The following is a 19111-nucleotide window of genomic DNA, read 5'->3' on the forward strand; positions in this document are numbered from 1 at the left end:
CGATGACGTTGTCGGCGCTGTCGTAGGTGTAATCGACGCTCGACGACACTGATCCATCGCCCGCCGACACGGTGATCCTGGTCGGCAACAGGTTTAGCCCGCCGCCCGACGCCGCATATTCCAGCGCTGTGACTTGTTCCGACGCGCTGCCCGCGCAGGTCGCAGCCGTTGCACACTGCGTTTGCCGCGTCAGTTTCCACACCGGGCTGTCCGCATCGACCAGGGCGCCCGCCTGATTGCGAACCTTGGCGTAGAAGGGGGCATAGGTCGCGTTGATTTCGGGACGCGGCGCACCGGCAGTCGGCGCCGGCAGCTGGACGCGCGTCGCCTCGCCGTGATCGTTGCTATAGGTGATGTCAGTGCGGTTGCCGCGCGCGTCCTGCGTCCACACCGGCTTCATGCAATATTTGACGCCATCGACCGTGCAGTTCGCAACATAACCGGCGGTCGATACCAGATCGGGCAACCCGCTTCCTGGCTTGGCCCTGTTACGCACTTCGACGATGCGCCCGATCGGGTCATAGCTGGTCTGGGTCGCATCACCCTCAGGCGCCGTCACCAGATACAGCCGGTTCTCGCTGTCATAGCCATAGGTTGTCGTGTTGTTCAGCTCGTCGGTTTTGCTCTCGAGCCGCGTCGGCAGCGCGCTCGAAGATCGGATGACAAAGGTGTCGACCATGTTGTTTGGCCCCGTGCGCGTCACCGTCAGCTGATCGCCCGACCTTGCATAGCTATAGGTCGTCGCCACGCCGTGCCGCACGATCTGGTAGATCATGCCGTCGGGATAACGGCTGACCGACCAGTCATCATTGTTCTGATTGTCACTGTTGACCGCGAGCAGTCCCGTCGCGCTGATGCGCGCCAGGAAATCCCCGCCCAGCGTCGACAACAGCTTTTGCTGATTGCCGTTGGGATCGGTTGAAATCGAGATACTCAACGTGGGCCAAGGCTGCGTCAGATTCGAGCAGGCATCCGCATTGGCGTCGCAATAATCGACAGCTCGGTTGATCGCCTGGACGCTCGTCAGTTTGCTGAAATCGGCACCAGGCGTGTTCGTCGCGTAGTTCGCCTTCAGCATCAGGCCGGTGTTGGTCGTAACCGATTGGACTCGCAAATAGTTGGTAGAGGATTGGCAAATGCCGAATCGACCGCAGTTTGAACCGACAGTTTCCTGCCGGTAGTTCCACGTACGTATTTCACCATTGGGCGCGACGATTCGCGACAAGCGGTACCAACTTTGATTTGTTCCTCGCTGATTTTGAAGGCCGCCGCCATCGGTCGGCGGTGTCGTCAGATATTCATAGCGCGTGCCATCTGGCGCTACATAAAGTGCCGTGCCGTTAGCAATGGTGAGCCGAGCGCCGTTCGCAAGTTCTGGCTTGTAGCTATCGTCAGGCTGCCGTACAAACAGAACTGAATTGCCGTTGATAAATACAACCGCACTTAACGCATTGTCGAGAACGGCGTTTGTAAAGGTCGTTTCATCAACCGGTCCGCTCCAAATATTTTCAAATGACAGGTTGCCAATTGATACATCCTTTGACGCAGCAGCAATCGTGCCGGTCGCCAGATCGACCCCCAGTTCGTCGGTAACGGGTCGCGATGGTGTAGGCGTCGTCTGCGCGTTGACCTGACCTGGCACCGTCAGGACAGCAATAGCACTTGCAAGAAGTGCGAACCGAAACTTTTTGGTGTTTGACATTCTTAAGGCAAGCATCTTCTACTCCTGATATTGCTATCGGATTTTTACTTGATAAACACTGATCAATTTGTCTATTGAGGCGCGCCGGTGACCTTCACCTTCTTGCGATTGTCAGCCTTGTCATGGGTGTATTCCTTGGTGACGCCGTTGTTGACGGCCCCCGTATGGACGACCTTCACGACTCTGCCCTTGGCGTCATATGTGTAGGTGATTGTCTCGGAGGCCATCGCTGCAAAAGGAACTGCACTTGTGGCAATGATGATGACAATTTTATTGATCGTATTTGCCACAGCAAAACCTCCCTACAGATTACCGTAAAATAGATTTTCGAGCACACCTGACATGCACTCGAATCGATTTCGTTATTATTGGGATTAATTCATATTTGAGCGATTTTGACAAGCGCAACAATGAATCTACCGCTGATAGGCTGACTGACTGAAAGTTCTTGACAGAGCAGAATCTGTAGAAAAATGGCCGATCACGCATGGCCTATCTTGTGAAAATTTTTTCCGAAAGCACCCTTTAGGTGTAATCGAGCACCCATCTTCGACGGTAATGACAACGGTGACATGGCCGTTCGGGTATAAAGGCTATGGACTTCACGAATCAAATTTAGCTATCATTGCGAAGCCATTTGGAGAGTCTGCCGTGAGCAATTACAACGCGGAGCACGCGTCGGTGTTCACGGAGGCGGTGGCTTGGGTCGAACGGTTGGTTGTCGGATCAATCGCCACGAGTGTTGCCGTGCTGGCGATTGCTACGCTGGGTGCTCTATTACTTACAGGTCGCAGCGATTGGCGTCAGGCGTTCCGCACGATCGTCGGCTGCTTCATTGTTTTTGGGGCCAGTGGCATCGTCGGCGGCTTGCTCGGGACCAACTCGTCGGGAGCGGAATCGGTCAGCATCACACCGCCACCGCCCGTGACTAGTGAGCCAAGGGTAAGCGGACGCCCATATGATCCCTATGCTGGCGCTGCCCTTATCCGCCGACCGCTCAGCAAAGAAGAACTCCGTTCACGTCCGCTTGATCCTCCTCCGGACGTTTCAAATCTGCCCACCGTTAAGTAGAGATCACAACGGCTATGCGTCGCAAGATCACACCAGATAGCGAGTCAATCATGCGTATCGTCAACTGTTTGCTAGTGCCCACGCTCGCGGCTTTCGCCTCCCCTCTTCGCGCCCAAAGCAGCTATGCCGATCCCGCCGGCTCCGGGCCGATCCTCGGCGCGGTCAACTGGCTCCAGGGCACGTTGCTCGGCACCGTTGCGACGGTCGTCGCGGTGATCGCGGTGGCGTCGGTGGGCTTTCTGATGCTCACCGGGCGGATGAACTGGCGCTACGGCGTCACCGTCATCATCGGCTGCTTCATCCTGTTTGGCGCAACCAGTATCGTTGCAGGCATCCAGTCGACCGCAGCCGGGGGTTGAGGTGACCGGTCTCGACCGCGACCCGCTATTCGTTGCGCTGACGCGCCCGCAGATGTTTGCAGGCGTTACCTATAGCTTTTTCGTCATCAATGCGATTCTGACGACCGAGCTGTTCCTGATCTTCAAGTCGTTTTGGGTGTTTCTGGCAGCGCTGCTGGTTCACGTGATCGGCTATCTCGCTTGCCTTGGCGAGCCGCGCATCTTCGACCTGTGGCTCATCAAGGCGTCGCGCTGCCCGCGCGTGCGCAATTATCGGCTGTGGCAGTGCAACTCATACCGCGCCTGACCAGCGACCCGAAAGGCTTTGACAAAGAGGCGAGCGCGGGATCGCGGCTGCCCTATGCCCGCCATGTCGATGACCGCACGGTGGAAACGCGCGACGGCATGCTGTTTCAGGTGATCCAGCTTGGCGGGCTGATGTTCGAGACCGCCGATACCGACGAGCTCAATTATCGAAAGGGGCTACGCGATGCGATGCTGCAAGCCATCGGGACGTCGCGGTTCGCGCTCTATCATCATATCATCCGGCGGCGCGTCGAGCCACTGATCGAAGCCGATTACCCTGACGCGTTCAGCCGCCAGCTCGACGCGAGCTGGCGCGCCCGGCTGGCCGGTAAGTCGCTTTACGCCAACGACTTGTTCGTGACGGTGATGCGCCGTCCGCTCCAGGGGCGCGGCGGCGCCGCTGACCGCTTTGCCCGGCTGCTGGGGCGCGGCGGCGGCCGCGAGGAAGCCCGCGCGCAAGCTGCGGTCGAGCGGCGCGCGCTTGACGCAGCAGTCGAGCAAGTGGTGGCAGCACTCGGCAGCTATGATCCGCGCATCCTTGAGGTTTATGACACGGCGGCTGGCCCTTGCTCGGAGCCACTCGAGTTCCTGTCCGCTCTCTACAATGCCGAACTGCGCCCGGTGCGCCTGCCGCACGGCGATGTCGGCGACTATTTGCCCTATCGCCGGGTCAGCTTCGGGCAGGACGCCGTCGAACTCGGTCCCGTTGGCGACAGTGGCCCCGTGTTTGCGGCAATGGTGTCGATCAAGGACTATCCCGGCCAGACCCTCCCCGGCATGCTCGACGATCTGCTACGGACGCCGGCCGAGCTGGTGATCAGCCAGAGCTTCGGCTTCGTCGACCGGCAAGCCGGACTCGGCGCGATGAATTTGGCGCTGCGACGGATGCGTGCTTCCGACGACGAAGCGCTCAGCCTGCGCGGCGAATTGGCGTCGGCCAAGGACGAGCTTGCCGCTGGGCGCGCCGCCTTTGGCGAACATCATATGACGATCGCCGTGCGTGGCGCCTCGCTCGCCGAAGTCGATGCGGGGGTTGCCGAAGTACAAGCGGCGCTGAGCGACCTGGGCATCATCGCCGTGCGCGAGGAAATGGGGCTGGAGCCCGCTTTTTGGGCGCAATTTCCGGGAAATTTTCGCTTTATCGCGCGCCGCGCGCTGATCTCCAGCAGCAATTTTGCCAGCTTTGCCAGCGGCCACAATTTCCCCATCGGTCGCGCGTCCGGCAATCATTGGGGGCAGGCCGTCACCCTGCTCGAGACCACGGCGGCGGGCCCCTATCACTTCAATTTCCACCAAGGTGATTTGGGCAATTTCACGGTCATTGGGCCTTCAGGCTCAGGCAAGACGGTCGTGCTCAATTTCCTCCTCGCCCAGGCACGCAAGTTCCACCCGCGCATCATTTTCTTTGACAAGGATCGCGGCGCCGAACTGTTCATCCGCGCAATCGGCGGCAGCTATGATGTGTTGCGTCCGGGGGCGCCAAGCGGGCTCAACCCGTTAAAACTTGCCGATACCCCGGAAAATCACCGCTTTCTGATCGCGTGGGTTTCGCGGCTGGCTGAAAGCGGCGGTGCCACGCTATCGTCCGATGATCTTGAGCGGATCGCCGATGCCGTCGACGCCAATTTTGCTGCACCAGCGGTTTACCGCCAGTTGCGCTATTTCGCCGAACTGTTCCGCGGCGGCCAGCGGCCGCATAGCGCCGATCTGTGGTCGCGGCTGCGCCCCTGGTGGGGTGACGGGGAGCATGCCTGGGCATTCGACAATGCGCTTGATCGCACTGACCTGGCGGCGGACGCGGTCGGGTTCGACATGACGCGCATCCTCGATGACCCGACGCTGCGGACGCCTGTGATGATGTATCTGTTCCACCGGGCTGAGGAGCGGCTCGATGGAACGCCCTCGATCATCGTGATCGACGAAGGGTGGAAAGCGCTCGACGACGACGTGTTTGTCGCCCGCATCAAGGATTGGGAAAAGACGATCCGCAAACGCAACGGCATCGTCGGGTTCGCGACGCAAAGCGCCGAGGACGCGCTCGGCAGCCGCATCGCCAGCGCGATTGTCGAGCAGGCGGCCACGCAAATCTTCATGGCCAACCCCAAGGCACAGGCGCGCGACTATGTCGACGGCTTCGGGCTCACTCAGCATGAATATGATCTGGTGCGGTCGCTGCCCGACAGTGCACGATGCTTCCTCATCAAACACGGCAATGACTCTGTGGTCGCCCGGCTCAATCTGGGCGGCGAAGACGAGATATTGACGATCCTGTCGGGGCGCGAACGCACGGTCCGGCTGCTCGACGAAATACGGGCGCGCACTGGCGATGATCCCGCCAATTGGCTCCCCGAATTGCTGAAGGTCGCGTGATGAGCGTCTGCCCTGGCTTCGATCCGCTGGCACCCTATGTGACGAGCGTGGTCGGCTTCGTCGATTGCCACGCGCGCACGCTCGGCGAGGCGGGATATCGCGCGCTGGGGAGCGGATCGCCGATCGGCCTCGCGATTGGGGGGCTGATCACGATCTACATCGCGCTGATTGGCTACCGGCTGCTGCTGGGCGAGACGTTCAGTGTCCGCGACGGCGTGTCGAGCGTCGTCAAGATCGGCCTCGTTCTTGCGCTTTCGACCCAATGGCCCGCGTATCGCACGGTCATTTACGACGTCGCCATTGATGGCCCTGCCGAACTCGCCAACCGGATCCTTGCGCCCTCGGGCCTCGGCGGCGGTGACCGGCAGGGACTGACGGCACGGGTGCAGGGCGCCTATGACGTTCTCGACGCACTGCTCCACCCCGATCCCGCCGCCATTCCCAGCCGCCAGGCTTCGCCACGCAATGCCGACGGCGTTCCCGCAACGCTGCCGACCGCAGGCGGTACGGCGCAACTCAGCACGCCGTCGCCAGGATTTCTGGCCGCATCGAGTATGATCCTGATCGTTGGCACGCTTGCCGGGCTCCTCGCGGTCCGGGTGATCGCGGGATTGCTGCTTGCGCTCGGGCCATTGTTCATCGGTTGCTTCCTGTTCGAGGCAATGCGTGGTCTTTTTGTCGGGTGGCTGCGCGTGCTCATCGGGACAACGGTCGGCGCGGTGGCGGGTCCAACCGTGATCGCGATCGAGCTTGCCATTCTCGAGCCGCAGCTGCGCCTGCTTCAGCAACTGGTCGCCGCCGGCACGCCTGTTCCGATCCTGCCCGGCGAAATATTGGCAACCACCGCGTTGTTCGCGCTCGTGCTCACGGCGGCCCTCATCGCCGTAATGCGCGCGGCGGCAGGGCTTCGGCTGCCCGACGCGGTGCGTCGGCACGCGATGCAGCTCGTCGAGCGCCATCAAAGCCCAAGCGATGCGCGGCCTCAGCAAGGAGAGCAGCAGGCTTTTGCCCGCCAGGCCGACGAAGGCATGTCACGTGCGCGATTGGTAGCGAATGCCGTCATCGATCTCGACCGACGCGACGGGCGGACGGGGACCACAGAGGGCGGTGGCCGTGTGGCGCAGATCGCCGGATCTGTGCGTGCCGTTGGAGAGAGCGAGTCAGTGACACTCCAACCGCTCGGCCAGCGTGGACGGCGGACGTCCCGGCGACTGTCGCAAGCCGCCGCTCGCAGGGATGCCCGCACATGACTGAAACGATCGACGCCGCAGCGCACCGCGATAGCTATTATGCCGAGGCTGAGAGTTGGGCAGCCGATCGGCAGCAAGGCCTGCGGCGGTCGCGGACGATCGCTTGGACGATCGCGGGCATCGCCGCCGGGATCGCCATCCTCGAAGCGGTTGCGCTCGCGGCGCTTGCGCCGCTCAAGACCGTCGAGCCTTATACGCTGCTGGTCGACAAGACGACGGGCTTTGCGCAGATTTTGAAAGGCAGCGCCACCGACCGGATCGAGCCCGATGCCGCGCTCACCCAATCGATGCTCGCGCAATATGTGATCGCGCGCGAGGGATTTGATATCAGCGCACTCCAGACCAACTATCGCAAAGTCGCGCTGTGGTCGGCCGATACGGCGCGTCGCAGCTATCTCGCCACGATTCCTGCGAGCAACCCGGACAGCCCGCTCAACCGCTATCCGCGCACCACCGTGATTGCGACGACGATCCGCAGCGTATCGCCGATCGGGCCGAGCACGGCGCTGGTGCGGTTCGACACCGAACGGGTCGATCAGGGCCAGGAGGCTGGCCCTCGCGCCTCGTGGGTCGCGATCATCCGTTACCGGTTCGCGCGCATCCCGATGAGCATCGATGACCGGCTCGTGAATCCGCTCGGCTTTCAGGTGACGAGCTATCGCCGCGACCAGGAGGCATTGCCCGCGCCGCCACGGGCGACTCCGCCAGCGGCGGCCTCGCTTGACCCCGGTGCCCCAGCGCGGACGCAGCCATGATCAGGGGCTTTTTGGTTGCCACGCTGTTGGCGCTCGCGACCCCTGCCCTGGCGGAGGTAACGCCGAAGCCGGGGCCCGGCGACCCCCATCTTCAAACGGTCGGCTATGACCCCGAACAGGTGGTCGCCTTGCGCGTGGCGCCCGGATTTGCGCTGACGGTGCAGCTCTCCCCCGATGAGCGTGTCGAGACAATCTCGGTGGGCAATAGTTCGGCTTGGCAGGTGCAGCCGAACAAGCGAGGCGATGTTGTTTTCGTCAAGCTGGCGAGCGGCGGGTCGGCGACGAACTTGACGATATTCACCGATGTGCGGCGGTATAGCTTCACTCTCTACCCCACCACCAGCGACGATCAGCAACTGGCCTATACGCTGCGGTTCACTTATCCGGTCGCCGAACGTGTTCCTGAAACCAAAGTGACGATCGAACCGACACGGTACCGGCTTCGCGGTGACAAATCGCTGTGGCCGCTCGCGATGTCCGACGATGGCAGTTTCACGTCGATTGCCTGGGGGCCGGACGTGGCGATACCCGCCGTTTATCTGGTCGACGCGCGGGGTCGCCAGGCGCTGGTCAACGGCGTGGTCCGCGATGGCGCCTATGTGATCGAAGGCGTTGCGCGCCAGATGGTGTTCAAGCTGGGCAAGGCGCGCGCGACCGCAACGCGGATGCTGACGCAGGTCGAGCGGCCATGACGGCGGTTGCCGAAGATCCGCGCGATACCCTGCCGCGCCACGATGTGCGCCCCAGCGTCGCGCGCCCTCGCAGCGTCGTCACGGGCCCTGCGATCTTTGGCATCTCGGCGATCCTTGCGGTCATCCTGTTCCTGGTGCTCGACGCGCGGCGCCGCGCAGTTATCGCGCAGCGCGACCGCCCGGCGGCGGTGACGCAATTGCCAGCGGCACCACCGCCTCTGAATTTGCCGGTTCCCCCCGCGCCAGCGCCATCCCCCAGCCCGCAACCGGCGGTGGCACCCCGGCCCGCAGCATCAACGCCTCCGATCCGCCCGGCGCCGCCGCCCCCGATTTTCGTGCAGTCCCCGCCGCCCGTTGCGCCGCCCCCGATTCCGCGCCCGCCCGAGCGCGCGCCCGACGCTTCGCCGGTGATGGTCTATGACCGAACCACCGGTGCACCCGGCGCGGTCAGCAGCGCCAATGGCGACGGCAAGGGCGCGGAAGCAGCGGCTGCCGATGGTGATGACGCCGTGCGCGCCACGATCATTCGCAATCGTGGCACGCTGATCCCACAAGGGACGGTCATCGCGGCCGTGCTGGAAACGCCGCTGAACTCGGATCGATCTGGCATGGCGCGCGCGATCATATCGCGTGACGCGCGCAGTTTCGACGGCAGCCGCGTGCTCATCCCGCGCGGCAGTCGCCTGATCGGCGAGTTTCGCGCCGACGCCAATGCGAACCAGCGCCGCGTACTCGTCACCTGGACGCGGTTGATCCGTCCTGATGGTGTTGCGATCCGGATCGGCTCACCTGCGACCGACGCACTCGGCGGCGCAGGGATCGCGGGCCGGGTGAACACGCATTTCTTCGAACGCTTCGCCAATGCCGTGCTGCAATCGGCACTGACGATTGGGGTGGAGGTTGCCTCGCGCAGCGCGGGCTCGGGCTCGAACTCGGTGTTTGTCGGCGTGCCCGGACAGCTCGGGTCGGTCGGTCAGCAATTGCTGCCCAACGTCGCGCCGCGCACCACGGTCAAGGTCCGCGAGGGCGCCGAGGTCGCGATCTTTGTTGCGCGCGATCTCGATTTCGGCGGCACGCCGCCCGTTCGATGATTGCACCTGCCAACGACGGCGACGCCGCACCCTTACCCTTTCGCTATCTCGACGCGTATCTTGCGCCGTTGCTCCCGATGTTGGCGCGCGCCGATGTCACCGACATTTTCGTCAACCGCCCCGGCGAGCTATGGATCGAGACGCTCGGCGGCGGCCTCGAACGGCATGAGGCACCCGAACTCGACGAGGTGAGACTGTGGCGGCTCGCCCGCCAGATCGCGAGTCTCAGTCACCAGGGGATTAGCCGCGAACATCCGCTCCTGTCGGCAACACTCCCCGACGGTGCCCGCGTCCAGATTGTCGCGCCGCCGGCAACCCGGGGGCCAATGGCACTGGCGATCCGCAAGCATGTCGTCGCTGACATGACGCTCGCCGACTATCACGCAAATGGCGCGTTTTTGGGAACGCAGGTCGCCAACGACGAGCCACCGGAACCGCCCATCGACTTCGAAACCCCCGGGGATGGCGGCCTGGCGACCGCGCTCGGATCAGCCGTTCGCGCGCGCAAAAATATCCTCGTCGCAGGTGGCACCTCGACCGGCAAGACCACGTTCCTGAACGCGCTGATCAAGGAAATCCCCCCCGCCGAGCGTGTGATCCTGATCGAGGACACGCCCGAGCTCAAACTCAATCACGCCAACGCGATCGGGTTGATCGCGGTAAAAGGCGACATGGGCGAGGCACGCGTGACCGCCGACGATCTGTTGCAGGCAAGTTTGCGCATGCGCCCCGACCGCATCATTCTGGGCGAACTTCGCGGGGCTGAAGCCTACACATTCTTGCGCGCGGTCAATACCGGCCATCCCGGCTCGCTCACGACGATCCATGCCGACAGCCCTGAAGGCGCCGTCGAGCAAATCGCGCTGATCATTTTGCAATCGGGCGTGCAGATGCGGCGAGCGGATATCGTCGATTACGTCAACAATGTCGTCGATGTGTTTGTGCAGCTCGAACGCCAAGAAGGAAGGCGCGTAATTTCGCGGATTTCGGCCAGGGATTCGTTGGGTTCGCGCTGAGGTCGCAAACACCGCAGTCTGACGGGCAGGCATCGTCCAATCCCATCAGGAGCAAGGAGAAAGTCCGGTCCCGCAACGACCGATTTCATGCGGCCCGCGTGACAGTCTCAAACACTGCCTTCGCCAAGAGTGGCGGAACGGCGTTACCAACCTGCTGCTGCTGCAGTCCAATGGTCCCAGTAAACTCGTAGTCGTCGGGAAAGGATTGAAGTCTCGCCGCCTCGCGCACCGACAAACCGCGATCCTGGGTGGGGTGGACGAGCATATTCTTGCGGAAGTTGCCAATGACCACTGACGGAGCCTCGCGGTCAAGTCGGCGGTAGATTCCGGTGTGGCAGCGCGTACGGTCCTCATAGGTCGACATCATGGCCTCAGGAATGTCCCGCCAATTTCCGCCCTGCGGTATGGTCGCATACCGCTCAACGATGTGCGGGGCGTTGTTGGTCACAAGGTGGCCCTGCGTTACCTTCAACCCTCGCCGCATTGAGCGCGCGTATTCCGATTTCGCGACGCACCGGTAGGGTAGCCTGTCCACCGACGCTCCGTTCTGCAGGACCGGAAGGTCGTCAATCGCGTCCGCAACGGTTATTGGCGTGGCCTTGCCGACCGGCAGGGCGGGAGCTTGCCCTTCCCGCCGCGCAAGAAGAAAGAACCGTGTGCGCGCCTGGGGCACCCCGAAATCGATAGCGTTAAGCAGACCCGCAACGACGTCGTAGCCAAGGCCGCGGAGATCGTTTTCGATCTCGCGGGCGAACAGGCCCTTCTCGGTTTCCAGGATGCCCTTTACGTTCTCGAAGACGACCCATTTCGGGCGGATTCGGGCGACGTGGGATATGAAGCTCTTGAAAAGCCAATTTTTCTCGTTCGCCAGGTTGCGGGTTCGCTGGTTGGATGTGGAGAAGCCCTGGCAGGGAGGACCACCGAAGAGTACGACTTCGGCATGCGCGCCAGCAAAGGGCAGGCTGTCGAGATCCTCGACGCGGCCATGGATCACGGTCGCATCGGGATGGTTGCGGCTGTAGGTCGCGTGAACGCTGCGGTGCGCCTCGACAGCGACTATCGTCTCGACGCCGGCCCACTTTGCACCAAGCGCCATTCCGCCCGCTCCAGCGAAGAGGTCGATGCCAATCATTGTTCCCGCCCGTGCGTCGCTCGTCGAACAGGTCGCACGAGTAGAATCCTAATCTTCGCCCGCCACAAATAGTCTGTCAACCGCGGCAATGTCGATGCGGGTGCTTGCTCGTGCGAACGGAGCGATGCTGGCGACCAACTCGTCGTGCCCAAACGCCTGGAAGCATTCTGAATGCTTTGAGTAATGGATATTGTAGACGAGTGCCGGCGCGTAGCAAACCTGCCAGTCCGAATTTGCCAACGCGAGCATGCCTACGGCAATGGTAGAAACCTTTGTGTTGAGTGGCGCAATGATGACATTGTGATCAACTCCCTCGAGCGCCTTCGCCACTTGCCTCGCGGCATCTATCGGGTCAAGAGCCCCGTATTCGAAGACGACGCCGTCGCGCGCAGCGGTGATCGACCGGGCGACTTCGTGGTTGCGGGCATACATCCACTCATGCTCGGGCTGGGACGGGCGCGCTACGCCGACGATCACCCGGTCGGGTTCTATCTCGTCTACGATGCGCCGCACGCGCTCAAGGTCAAAGCCCGGCAGCGCCACCAGCGTAGCCTTGTCCCCGGGTGACCAGAGACCCGAATACCCCACGACGGAGCGCACGCATTGGATCCCTCTGCTCAGCCAGCGTTGCGAGCTATCCCTATCGTTTCCGCCATACTGTCCGGCCGCGTTGTACGCGTATCGCAAGTCAGACCAGCTAGGAGCCAGTTCGGAAACACCCGCCACGACCATCAGGGCGGTCTCATGGGTCATTGCCGAGACGTCCACCACAATCGGCCGCGACGTCTCACCGATGGCCTCAAGAATGCGTCGGATCGCGTCCGCGACCGATAGCGGATCCCGGCGGGTCGTCTCCTCAATCTCCAAAGCGATCCCTGCCTCTGCGGCGATCTCATTGGCGCGTCGCTCGATTTGCTCGACGCTCATCTCGATGTCGCGGTTCTTAAGGCAGATCCAGCGCGCTAGGCTCGCGGGGCCCACGGCCTCAGCGAGCGCGAGGCTGCGACTCTCGAAGCTTATCGACCCAATGAGAATGATCTCGCCCAGAGCGCCGTCCGCGATCTGCCGCGAGGTGAAATCAGTCATCTACAACACCCTTATCAAAGTCGAGCGTCGGCTGTTCCGCACCCGCCGCAGCCCCCCCGCGGCTGCGTCGCAGGCGGTTGCGCACCCGGTCCGGATGATCCATCATCTCCATCACCGCCGCGCTGGTCATGAACTTATAAGCCGCAACGCCAGTAGGGTCGAGGTTGAACAGCGGGGCAAGACGTCGGCTCATAAGGTAGAGGCTGGTGCGTCCGATCCCCTCCTTTCGGCCGATCACCCCTCGAAAGAAGTAGCCATAGCGCACGCCGAGATCGAGGACCGCCTCAACGTCCGGGTCCGGAACATCCGAAAAAGCGAAGGCGAACTGCTTGCGCTCACTGGCCACTTCGTCGAGGAGGGCCGCCTCGAAACTTGCGCCAAGTCCATTGATCAGGTTGTGGAGCCTCACGGCACGTTGCGGCGTGCCGTCGAGCCTTTCAGCATCCCTACTAAGGGCCTTGATGTCGAGGATGAACTGACGTTGCGCATGCTCGCGTATGACGTCGTTCTGGATGTTGGCGGGTATCTCGGTGACATGCGGATACCTCGAAAGCTTCTTGGTATAGGCAACGTCGTACATATCTGCAGCCGCCTCAAGGAAGAATCGCGGCACCCCAGAGGAGATGTAGACGAGCTGCTCGAAGCCCGAGTAGCTGTATTTGTTGCGGCTCTTGCGCGCGCCGCCAAGGGAGCGGATGAAATCGGGTCGGGCATAGCGCTGGACGTCGTCGCGCTCGCGATGGCCTCGTCCCTCGCCATCGTTCCACGACCGGCGAAGACGGCGGCCGATCTTCTCGATCGCGATCTGCTGACTATGATCTTCCCTGAAATACTTGTCGGCGGGCGTGGTGACGTTGATCGCCCTCAGCCGCTGATTGACGATCGCCGCGATGCGCTGGCGGTAGACCAGCTCGTTGCCCCGGCGAATGCCCATGTCCGACAGGTTGATCTCGTGATAGTCGTGGGGCGCTTCGATCCGGCGGTCGCCGATCGTAAGCATAGTTCTATAGGCGTTGACCTGCGCGGCGACCTTGATGCTGCATTCGGCCGACAGCCGCCGCGCGATCCACGAGTTGATGACGCTCATCTGCGTCGTGGTCAGGCTGTCGGCATCATCGAGCATCAAAAAGACCGACGTGCCAGGGCGGAGCAGCATCGCCTCTCGCACAAGCGCAACGAGCGGCAGGAGGAAATCGTCATAGCCGTGAAGATGGCCCTCGTAGGACAGTATCTCGGAGCGGAACGCGTGGCGCTTCACATACTGTATGGCGGTTCGGTAGGCCTTGCGGATCGCGGCGGCGAGATGGGCGAGGGCCGCACGAGCGTCATTGGCGTCGTTCGCACCTGCGGGCTCTCCGAGGGCGTCAGTTAGCTCGCCGTAGACCCTGAGCGCGGGCTCATTAAGCGCACCGTCCGGTATAGGCAGGTTGCGGAGCAGCCGGGCAATGATCCGCGCGCCGATGGCGAGAACGAGCAGATGTTCGTTGAAGAAGATCTGGCCATGCATGTTGTTGAAGCGCGCGAGCTCGCTGATCTGCGCCTCGGTCTCGCGGAATGACACGTACATCCCGAAGTGCGCCAGGTCACGGACCGGCCGCTTCTGGACGATCGACTGGCAGTCCGGCTCGAGGTAGCGTAGCAGGATGCTCTTGCCGGAGCCGCGCGTTCCGAACAGGAAGACGTGGCCGTCGACGCTGATGACGTCGAGGCCCGGCATTGCGGTCGAGAAGATCTCCACGACCCTTTCCGCGCTAAGCCCCTCCGGAGTGAATACCGCGAAGGGGTTCAGTTCGGCAAGGCGCTCCATCAAGTCGGCTCCCGGGAATTGGCGGCGTCCGCCGGGCGGAGCAGCACGGCCAACCTCTCCGCGGTCAAGCGCGAACCCTCGAAATTCGCCAGTTCGGGTGAGAGGTCGTAGATGGTTCTCACCTCGTCCCCGTATCCATGCTCCCCGATCGTATAGGATATCGGCTGCGCTAACTCGTTATCGCGGTCGAAAATTGAAATGGTTACCCTCACGCGGTCAAAGTCGAGCAGTGGACGGAGGTGGCGCGAGCAGTAGCGGGCCTCGCGATAAGTCTTGAGCGTTCGCTCGAAAATCTCATCGAGGAATTGGGTTTCGCCCGGCCCCTTGCCGAGCGGGCGTGTGAAGAGGGTCTCGTCGTATATCTCAAAATGCAGCTCGATCGTCCTCTGGGCGGCTACCGCCACCTGGCTGTGTAGCGCCGCTGCATAGTGATGGTAGACCTCTGCCTCGCGGGGGAGTGTTCCCGCGCGCATCGCGACGCGGTCAGCCCTGGCGGGATCGTCCGCAAGCTCGTCGGCGAGCCGTAGAATTGCCGCGATCAGCCGCGTGCGGACGGTGAAGTTCCAGATCGTCTGCTGAACCGGAAGCTGGCCGATCGTGTCCTTGGACCCTGCAGCGCGGCCACCGTGCGCACGCGCGATGTCCCGCGCCTGACGATTCTCGACCTGGTCCATTGTCATCGGCAGCTGCGCTGCGTCGAGGACGTCGTTGGCGCGACGCTCGTGCCCGTCCCGACCCAAGCTGTTGCCGAGATCATGGATATAGACCGCGTATAGAAGGAAGACGAGCTCATATGGCTCGAGCGCCGTCGCAGCCTGATGGACAAGATCGGAGCAGACGGCCCGTACCCGGCGAACATGCTCGACGTCATGGGCGGTAAGGCGACCGCCATCGACCGAGACGGCACCCGCGGTCGTGTGGGGCAGGACGTTGGCCTCGAGCTGGCTGATCCAGCCCCGGAGAACCGAGCCATAGTCGATCTGACCATTTCTCGGGAAACTCGATTTCGCATTCGCGCAGGCGCTCTCGATCAGGTCGAGCAGGTCGGGCCTCTGACCATTATTCGGTTGAGACTTTTCAAGTTCGGCGGTCATTGGCGCTGATTAGCAAAGTCACTGCGATGCCGATAGCCTGACATGCACTACCGCCGGCCGGCCTTAAAGAGTCACAGCGGCATCGTCCCCAGTGGGAATACCGGCTAAATCGGCTCCCCTGCAGCATTGGCGGCGCCTCGTCGAGCGTCGGGACGATCGGCGCCTCGTTCTCCTCATTGAGTTCTGCGATTCGACTCCACGCCGGAAATGGTCGTCCTCGATAAATGCGTCTTTAACACCAGCTCATCGAGCGACATTAAACGTCTGCGTCGGGTAGCGCGCAATTGTTCTGCCAGAGTTCCGCCAGGCCCCAGGCCCGTCAAACTAAAGTCCAACGCCCCCATCACCGTCGTCAGGTTCGCGACTGAACCGACGCCTTTCTCCAGCCGCTTGATGGTCTGGGCATCGGCGCCGATCCGGTTGGCCAAGGTTCGTTGCGACCATCCTGCCAGCCGTCGAGCCTCACGAAGTTCTTCGAATAGCATCCGATCCCGATTGGGTTCAAATTCTAACCGGATACATTCCAGGGCTCGGGTCGGCAATACAATGCATCCAGTCGAGCTCGTTTGCAGTCTTCAAAGCCAAACCTCCGCGCATGCTGCAGAGCAACATTAACCAGCTGATTGCATTGAATCGGTATATGACTGGGTCGATAGTAGGCCGTTTCACTTAGCCGACTGCACGCAACGGCAGTTCCATCCCGCCGGCGATGCCTGGCCGGGCACCGATCGCCATCTCGTCGAACCGTAGCGTTTCTCCAGAACGCCCCGTTCGCCGGTGTTGAATGTCGCGACGCCAAGTGCCGTCCGAGCACAGACTTTCCAGCAGATCAGAAATCGGAAGGGAAAAATGCATGACCCACGACCTAACGTTCGTGGCGCTCGAGAGGCGTGACGAGGTGCGCCGCAGGATCTTGGTGGTGGAGCGTTTTATCGCGGCCCCAGGTCGAAGAGCCGCCGAAGCCGCCGCCGCAGAGCTGGGCTTGCGCCCGGCCCAGTTCTACAATCTGGTGCGGGCATGGCGACTGAAGCCGGAACCGGAAGCCATGATGGGGCGCCACGCGCCTCGCAACACGTCGCCCAGGATCGCCAAATCCGTGCTCGACCTGATCGACGAGGTGATAGCCGCCGACGGCCGGGCGGCGGCTGGCGCGGTCATCGACGCGGTTGCGGCCGCGGCGGCGAAAAAAGGCATCTCGCTTCCCAACTCGAGCACAGTCGCGAGATACGTGCGGCGCAAGCGACCCACGCTTCTGACGAACGAGCAAAGGTCAAGGCTCGACTTGATCGTCGATCACACTGTCATCGACCTCGCGGTCGATTTCGGCGATGGCTGCGCGCGCCGTCCGCTCGCGACGCTCGTCATCGACGTGGCGTCCGAAACGCCCGTCGGGCTTGCAATCTCGAACGGAACGCCCGCTTCGGCGCATACCGCGACCGCGATGCTCGATGCGCTGCGTCGCGGGATACAGTACACGTCCACGTCATCCGGCAAGCCTCGCGTCGGCATTGTCGCGATGGCGGAGGCGGAATGCGGCACGGTGATCGAGGCTCTGCGGCTAGTAGGGCTCGAGGCAACCTATGTTCTCACGCACGCCCACGGGGGCGGGCTCGTTGCAGAATCCGTTCTGGGGCGCGAGCACGCGGGGTTGCGGCTCAAGCAACGGCTGATCTGGCACCGGGGCAGCAGACGGTCGGCGACCGTAAAGTCCGGCGCCAAGGCCCTGACGCCGGCTGATGCCGAGGAGTTGATCCGGGGTCGCTTGCTCAGCGGACAACCGACAATGGCGTTCGCGCACTTGCACGGAAACTGCCGGGGCCGCCTGACCAAGGCCCTGACCGAGATTGCTCAGGCAGGTTGAAGGGCGGCGAGCATTGCGAGGATGACGGCAGCGAGACGGCCGTTGGTGACACCGCTGCCGATGATGCCCGCCGAAGTCAGGGCGGCGACACGGTCGGCGTTGTGCCGCTCTACCTCGCGCGCCCAGATTGCCCGCGCCTCATCGAGGGTCACGATGGGGGCGACGCGACGCGTTAGGTATTCCTCCATATCCACGTTCGCTAGCAATGTCCGGCGGGGGTTCAGCGGTGTCCGGCCGATTCGGGGCCCAACCACCTGCAGAACCTGTTGGCCGAACGAAAAACCGCCGGCGCGTCCCATGATCAGTTCGTCAACGTGCGGCTCCACCGACCCGGCAATTTGCTCGGCATCGATGCCAGGGGGCAACATCCAGCCCAGCCGAGGCATCGCGTCGCTGGAATCTGCGATGTCGGCCTTCTGGCTTTCGAGGAACGAGAGTCCACTCTTCAGGGCATCACATTGCAGCGACGTCCCTTGGTGCATCTCTCCAAGTGCCGAGCCCAAGACGAGACCACTGGCTGTCTCTAACAGGATCGCGGCTATGGCGAGAAAGCGCTCAGAGGATTCGATGATGATTTGAACGGCGGTCAGGTCGAGCACGAGCTCGCCGCCGTAGGCGGTACCTACGAAGGCCGGGTCCGCGGCCAGCCGCCTACGTTCTTCCCCAACGAGCCGTTGCAGGCGCTGCAGAACTGTCAGGGCATAGTTAGGTCCCGCGTCCTCGGGGACCAGCGACTGGTTGGCATCCATGATGGATTTCGCCAAGTCGACGTTACGTTTCAGTGGACCCGCGCGCAGAAGAGCCACAGCCTGACTCCGGAGCGGATCATCCTTGTCGGCGTCAATGCGGCGGCCTCTCCGGGTGTCATGCGGAACCAGCCCGGCGAGCGAATTTTTTCGCCACGCGACCCGCAGATTATAAAAAGCCGCACGCTTCAGGCCGGCGAGTTTGGCGAGAGCGCCAGGCGGCTCGCCCTGCTCGGCCCGCCAAACGGCCTCAAGCCGGTTCAGCAGCTGATTCCGGACAGCGGCCGGAACAGCTTCCATCACAATGCGTTCGCGGATCGACATGCCTTTGGGCCACACGAGCGCGATCAGCTTTTCCTGCCTCTCGCCAACAGACTTTGGACGATCCTCAAGCATGATAGCGCGTTAACCATAGTCGCTTCGAATGTCTAGTGCAATGCACCTACTTGACGATCAGCATCACGCTCTCCATAGATTATTGTCTAGTGCAGTATGCCTACGAATAGCGATTCGCGGGTGGTCGACGAGGAGATGACGGGTGCGGAATACCTTTGGCGGGGTGCCCAACAATGACGACGCCCTCGGTGCCCGAACGATCATGCCGCTGTCGACGGAGGCGCAAGCGCGGATCGCGCTTTGGCGACGCCCGGCGTCGGGTCGCCAGCGGCCTCCGTTTGGCAGCACCGCCGGATCGGGAGCGTCAGAATGACTTCCCGCGACGACAAACGCGGTGATCCGCAGGTCGGCGGCGCTCGACGTGAACATCTAAACGGGGTGGGCAAAGGCCCGGCCGA

General features: G+C 62.4%; 17 protein-coding genes and 1 pseudogene. 10 read left to right on the top strand and 8 right to left on the bottom strand.

Going from position 1 to position 19111, the window contains the following annotated elements; all coding sequences use genetic code 11:
• Nucleotides 1–1702, bottom strand: a pseudogene (locus tag K2W81_RS00310) (hypothetical protein); the annotation flags it as partial.
• 71 nt (nt 1703–1773) lie between these two features.
• On the bottom strand, nt 1774–1992 hold the full coding sequence (locus K2W81_RS00315) for a hypothetical protein (RefSeq protein WP_294100331.1): 219 nt from the start codon (nt 1990–1992) through the stop codon (nt 1774–1776).
• 268 nt (nt 1993–2260) lie between these two features.
• Between K2W81_RS00315 and K2W81_RS00320 the strand changes: the two genes are divergently transcribed.
• The 9 genes from K2W81_RS00320 to virB11 are packed head-to-tail and all read left to right on the top strand — an operon-like array spanning nt 2261 to nt 10591.
• Nucleotides 2261–2773 (top strand): TrbC/VirB2 family protein, encoded by a 513-nt coding sequence (locus tag K2W81_RS00320; protein WP_294100332.1) that lies wholly within the window; start codon nt 2261–2263, stop codon nt 2771–2773.
• A gap of 50 nt (nt 2774–2823) precedes the next feature.
• Nucleotides 2824–3132, top strand: coding sequence for a TrbC/VirB2 family protein (locus tag K2W81_RS00325; protein ID WP_294100333.1), 309 nt, complete (start codon nt 2824–2826; stop codon nt 3130–3132).
• Nucleotide 3133: 1 nt separating this feature from the next.
• The gene (locus K2W81_RS00330) at nt 3134–3418 is read left to right on the top strand and encodes a type IV secretion system protein VirB3 (RefSeq protein ID WP_294100334.1); all 285 of its coding nucleotides are present in this window, start codon (nt 3134–3136) and stop codon (nt 3416–3418) included.
• A complete protein-coding gene (locus tag K2W81_RS00335; RefSeq protein WP_294100335.1) occupies nt 3397–5787 on the top strand; it encodes a VirB4 family type IV secretion/conjugal transfer ATPase in 2391 nt (796 codons plus the stop codon). The genes K2W81_RS00330 and K2W81_RS00335 overlap by 22 nt, the downstream gene beginning before the upstream one ends.
• Entirely contained in the window at nt 5787–7037 is a 1251-nt protein-coding gene (locus K2W81_RS00340) for a type IV secretion system protein (protein WP_294100336.1), read from the top strand. Before K2W81_RS00335 ends, K2W81_RS00340 begins: the two co-directional genes overlap by 1 nt.
• Nucleotides 7034–7792, top strand: coding sequence for a VirB8/TrbF family protein (locus K2W81_RS00345; RefSeq protein WP_294100337.1), 759 nt, complete (start codon nt 7034–7036; stop codon nt 7790–7792). The genes K2W81_RS00340 and K2W81_RS00345 overlap by 4 nt, the downstream gene beginning before the upstream one ends.
• Nucleotides 7789–8484 (top strand): TrbG/VirB9 family P-type conjugative transfer protein, encoded by a 696-nt coding sequence (locus K2W81_RS00350; protein ID WP_294100338.1) that lies wholly within the window; start codon nt 7789–7791, stop codon nt 8482–8484. The genes K2W81_RS00345 and K2W81_RS00350 overlap by 4 nt, the downstream gene beginning before the upstream one ends.
• Nucleotides 8481–9575, top strand: coding sequence for a TrbI/VirB10 family protein (locus tag K2W81_RS00355; RefSeq protein ID WP_294100341.1), 1095 nt, complete (start codon nt 8481–8483; stop codon nt 9573–9575). The genes K2W81_RS00350 and K2W81_RS00355 overlap by 4 nt, the downstream gene beginning before the upstream one ends.
• A complete protein-coding gene (virB11, locus tag K2W81_RS00360; protein WP_294100342.1) occupies nt 9572–10591 on the top strand; it encodes a P-type DNA transfer ATPase VirB11 in 1020 nt (339 codons plus the stop codon). The genes K2W81_RS00355 and virB11 overlap by 4 nt, the downstream gene beginning before the upstream one ends.
• A gap of 85 nt (nt 10592–10676) precedes the next feature.
• On the opposite strand, the gene K2W81_RS00365 is transcribed toward virB11, so the two are convergent.
• From K2W81_RS00365 to K2W81_RS00385, 5 genes are all read right to left on the bottom strand, one after another.
• Nucleotides 10677–11723, bottom strand: coding sequence for a DNA cytosine methyltransferase (locus K2W81_RS00365; RefSeq protein WP_294100344.1), 1047 nt, complete (start codon nt 11721–11723; stop codon nt 10677–10679).
• 48 nt (nt 11724–11771) lie between these two features.
• A complete protein-coding gene (locus K2W81_RS00370) occupies nt 11772–12809 on the bottom strand; it encodes a hypothetical protein (protein WP_294100346.1) in 1038 nt (345 codons plus the stop codon).
• Nucleotides 12802–14616: a hypothetical protein gene (locus tag K2W81_RS00375; protein ID WP_294100348.1), complete on the bottom strand. Its 1815-nt coding sequence runs from the start codon at nt 14614–14616 to the stop codon at nt 12802–12804. The genes K2W81_RS00370 and K2W81_RS00375 overlap by 8 nt, the downstream gene beginning before the upstream one ends.
• The gene (locus K2W81_RS00380; RefSeq protein WP_294100350.1) at nt 14616–15710 is read right to left on the bottom strand and encodes a hypothetical protein; all 1095 of its coding nucleotides are present in this window, start codon (nt 15708–15710) and stop codon (nt 14616–14618) included. The genes K2W81_RS00375 and K2W81_RS00380 overlap by 1 nt, the downstream gene beginning before the upstream one ends.
• Nucleotides 15711–15883: 173 nt before the next feature.
• Complete coding sequence (locus K2W81_RS00385; protein ID WP_294100352.1) at nt 15884–16195, bottom strand: helix-turn-helix transcriptional regulator; 312 nt, start codon at nt 16193–16195, stop codon at nt 15884–15886.
• A 368-nt stretch (nt 16196–16563) separates the two neighbouring features.
• Here K2W81_RS00385 and K2W81_RS00390 point away from each other — a divergent pair, with 368 nt between their 5' ends.
• The gene (locus tag K2W81_RS00390; protein ID WP_294100353.1) at nt 16564–17571 is read left to right on the top strand and encodes a hypothetical protein; all 1008 of its coding nucleotides are present in this window, start codon (nt 16564–16566) and stop codon (nt 17569–17571) included.
• On the opposite strand, the gene K2W81_RS00395 is transcribed toward K2W81_RS00390, so the two are convergent.
• Nucleotides 17559–18713, bottom strand: coding sequence for a hypothetical protein (locus tag K2W81_RS00395; RefSeq protein WP_294100355.1), 1155 nt, complete (start codon nt 18711–18713; stop codon nt 17559–17561). The genes K2W81_RS00390 and K2W81_RS00395 overlap by 13 nt on opposite strands.
• Between the last annotated feature and the right edge of the window lie 398 nt (nt 18714–19111).

The organism is Sphingomonas sp. (assembly GCF_019749955.1).
Classification (GTDB): domain Bacteria; phylum Pseudomonadota; class Alphaproteobacteria; order Sphingomonadales; family Sphingomonadaceae; genus Sphingomonas.

Coding starts and splice junctions, on each gene's coding strand:
- K2W81_RS00345 (WP_294100337.1), top strand. CDS start 7,034: ATGACTGAAACGATCGACGCCGCAGCGCACCGCGATAGCTATTATGCC.
- K2W81_RS00390 (WP_294100353.1), top strand. CDS start 16,564: ATGACCCACGACCTAACGTTCGTGGCGCTCGAGAGGCGTGACGAGGTG.
- K2W81_RS00320 (WP_294100332.1), top strand. CDS start 2,261: ATGACAACGGTGACATGGCCGTTCGGGTATAAAGGCTATGGACTTCAC.
- K2W81_RS00365 (WP_294100344.1), bottom strand. CDS start 11,723: ATGATTGGCATCGACCTCTTCGCTGGAGCGGGCGGAATGGCGCTTGGT.
- K2W81_RS00380 (WP_294100350.1), bottom strand. CDS start 15,710: ATGACCGCCGAACTTGAAAAGTCTCAACCGAATAATGGTCAGAGGCCC.
- K2W81_RS00355 (WP_294100341.1), top strand. CDS start 8,481: ATGACGGCGGTTGCCGAAGATCCGCGCGATACCCTGCCGCGCCACGAT.
- K2W81_RS00395 (WP_294100355.1), bottom strand. CDS start 18,713: ATGCTTGAGGATCGTCCAAAGTCTGTTGGCGAGAGGCAGGAAAAGCTG.
- K2W81_RS00370 (WP_294100346.1), bottom strand. CDS start 12,809: ATGACTGATTTCACCTCGCGGCAGATCGCGGACGGCGCTCTGGGCGAG.
- virB11 (WP_294100342.1), top strand. CDS start 9,572: ATGATTGCACCTGCCAACGACGGCGACGCCGCACCCTTACCCTTTCGC.
- K2W81_RS00325 (WP_294100333.1), top strand. CDS start 2,824: ATGCGTATCGTCAACTGTTTGCTAGTGCCCACGCTCGCGGCTTTCGCC.
- K2W81_RS00350 (WP_294100338.1), top strand. CDS start 7,789: ATGATCAGGGGCTTTTTGGTTGCCACGCTGTTGGCGCTCGCGACCCCT.
- K2W81_RS00385 (WP_294100352.1), bottom strand. CDS start 16,195: ATGCTATTCGAAGAACTTCGTGAGGCTCGACGGCTGGCAGGATGGTCG.
- K2W81_RS00375 (WP_294100348.1), bottom strand. CDS start 14,616: ATGGAGCGCCTTGCCGAACTGAACCCCTTCGCGGTATTCACTCCGGAG.
- K2W81_RS00340 (WP_294100336.1), top strand. CDS start 5,787: ATGAGCGTCTGCCCTGGCTTCGATCCGCTGGCACCCTATGTGACGAGC.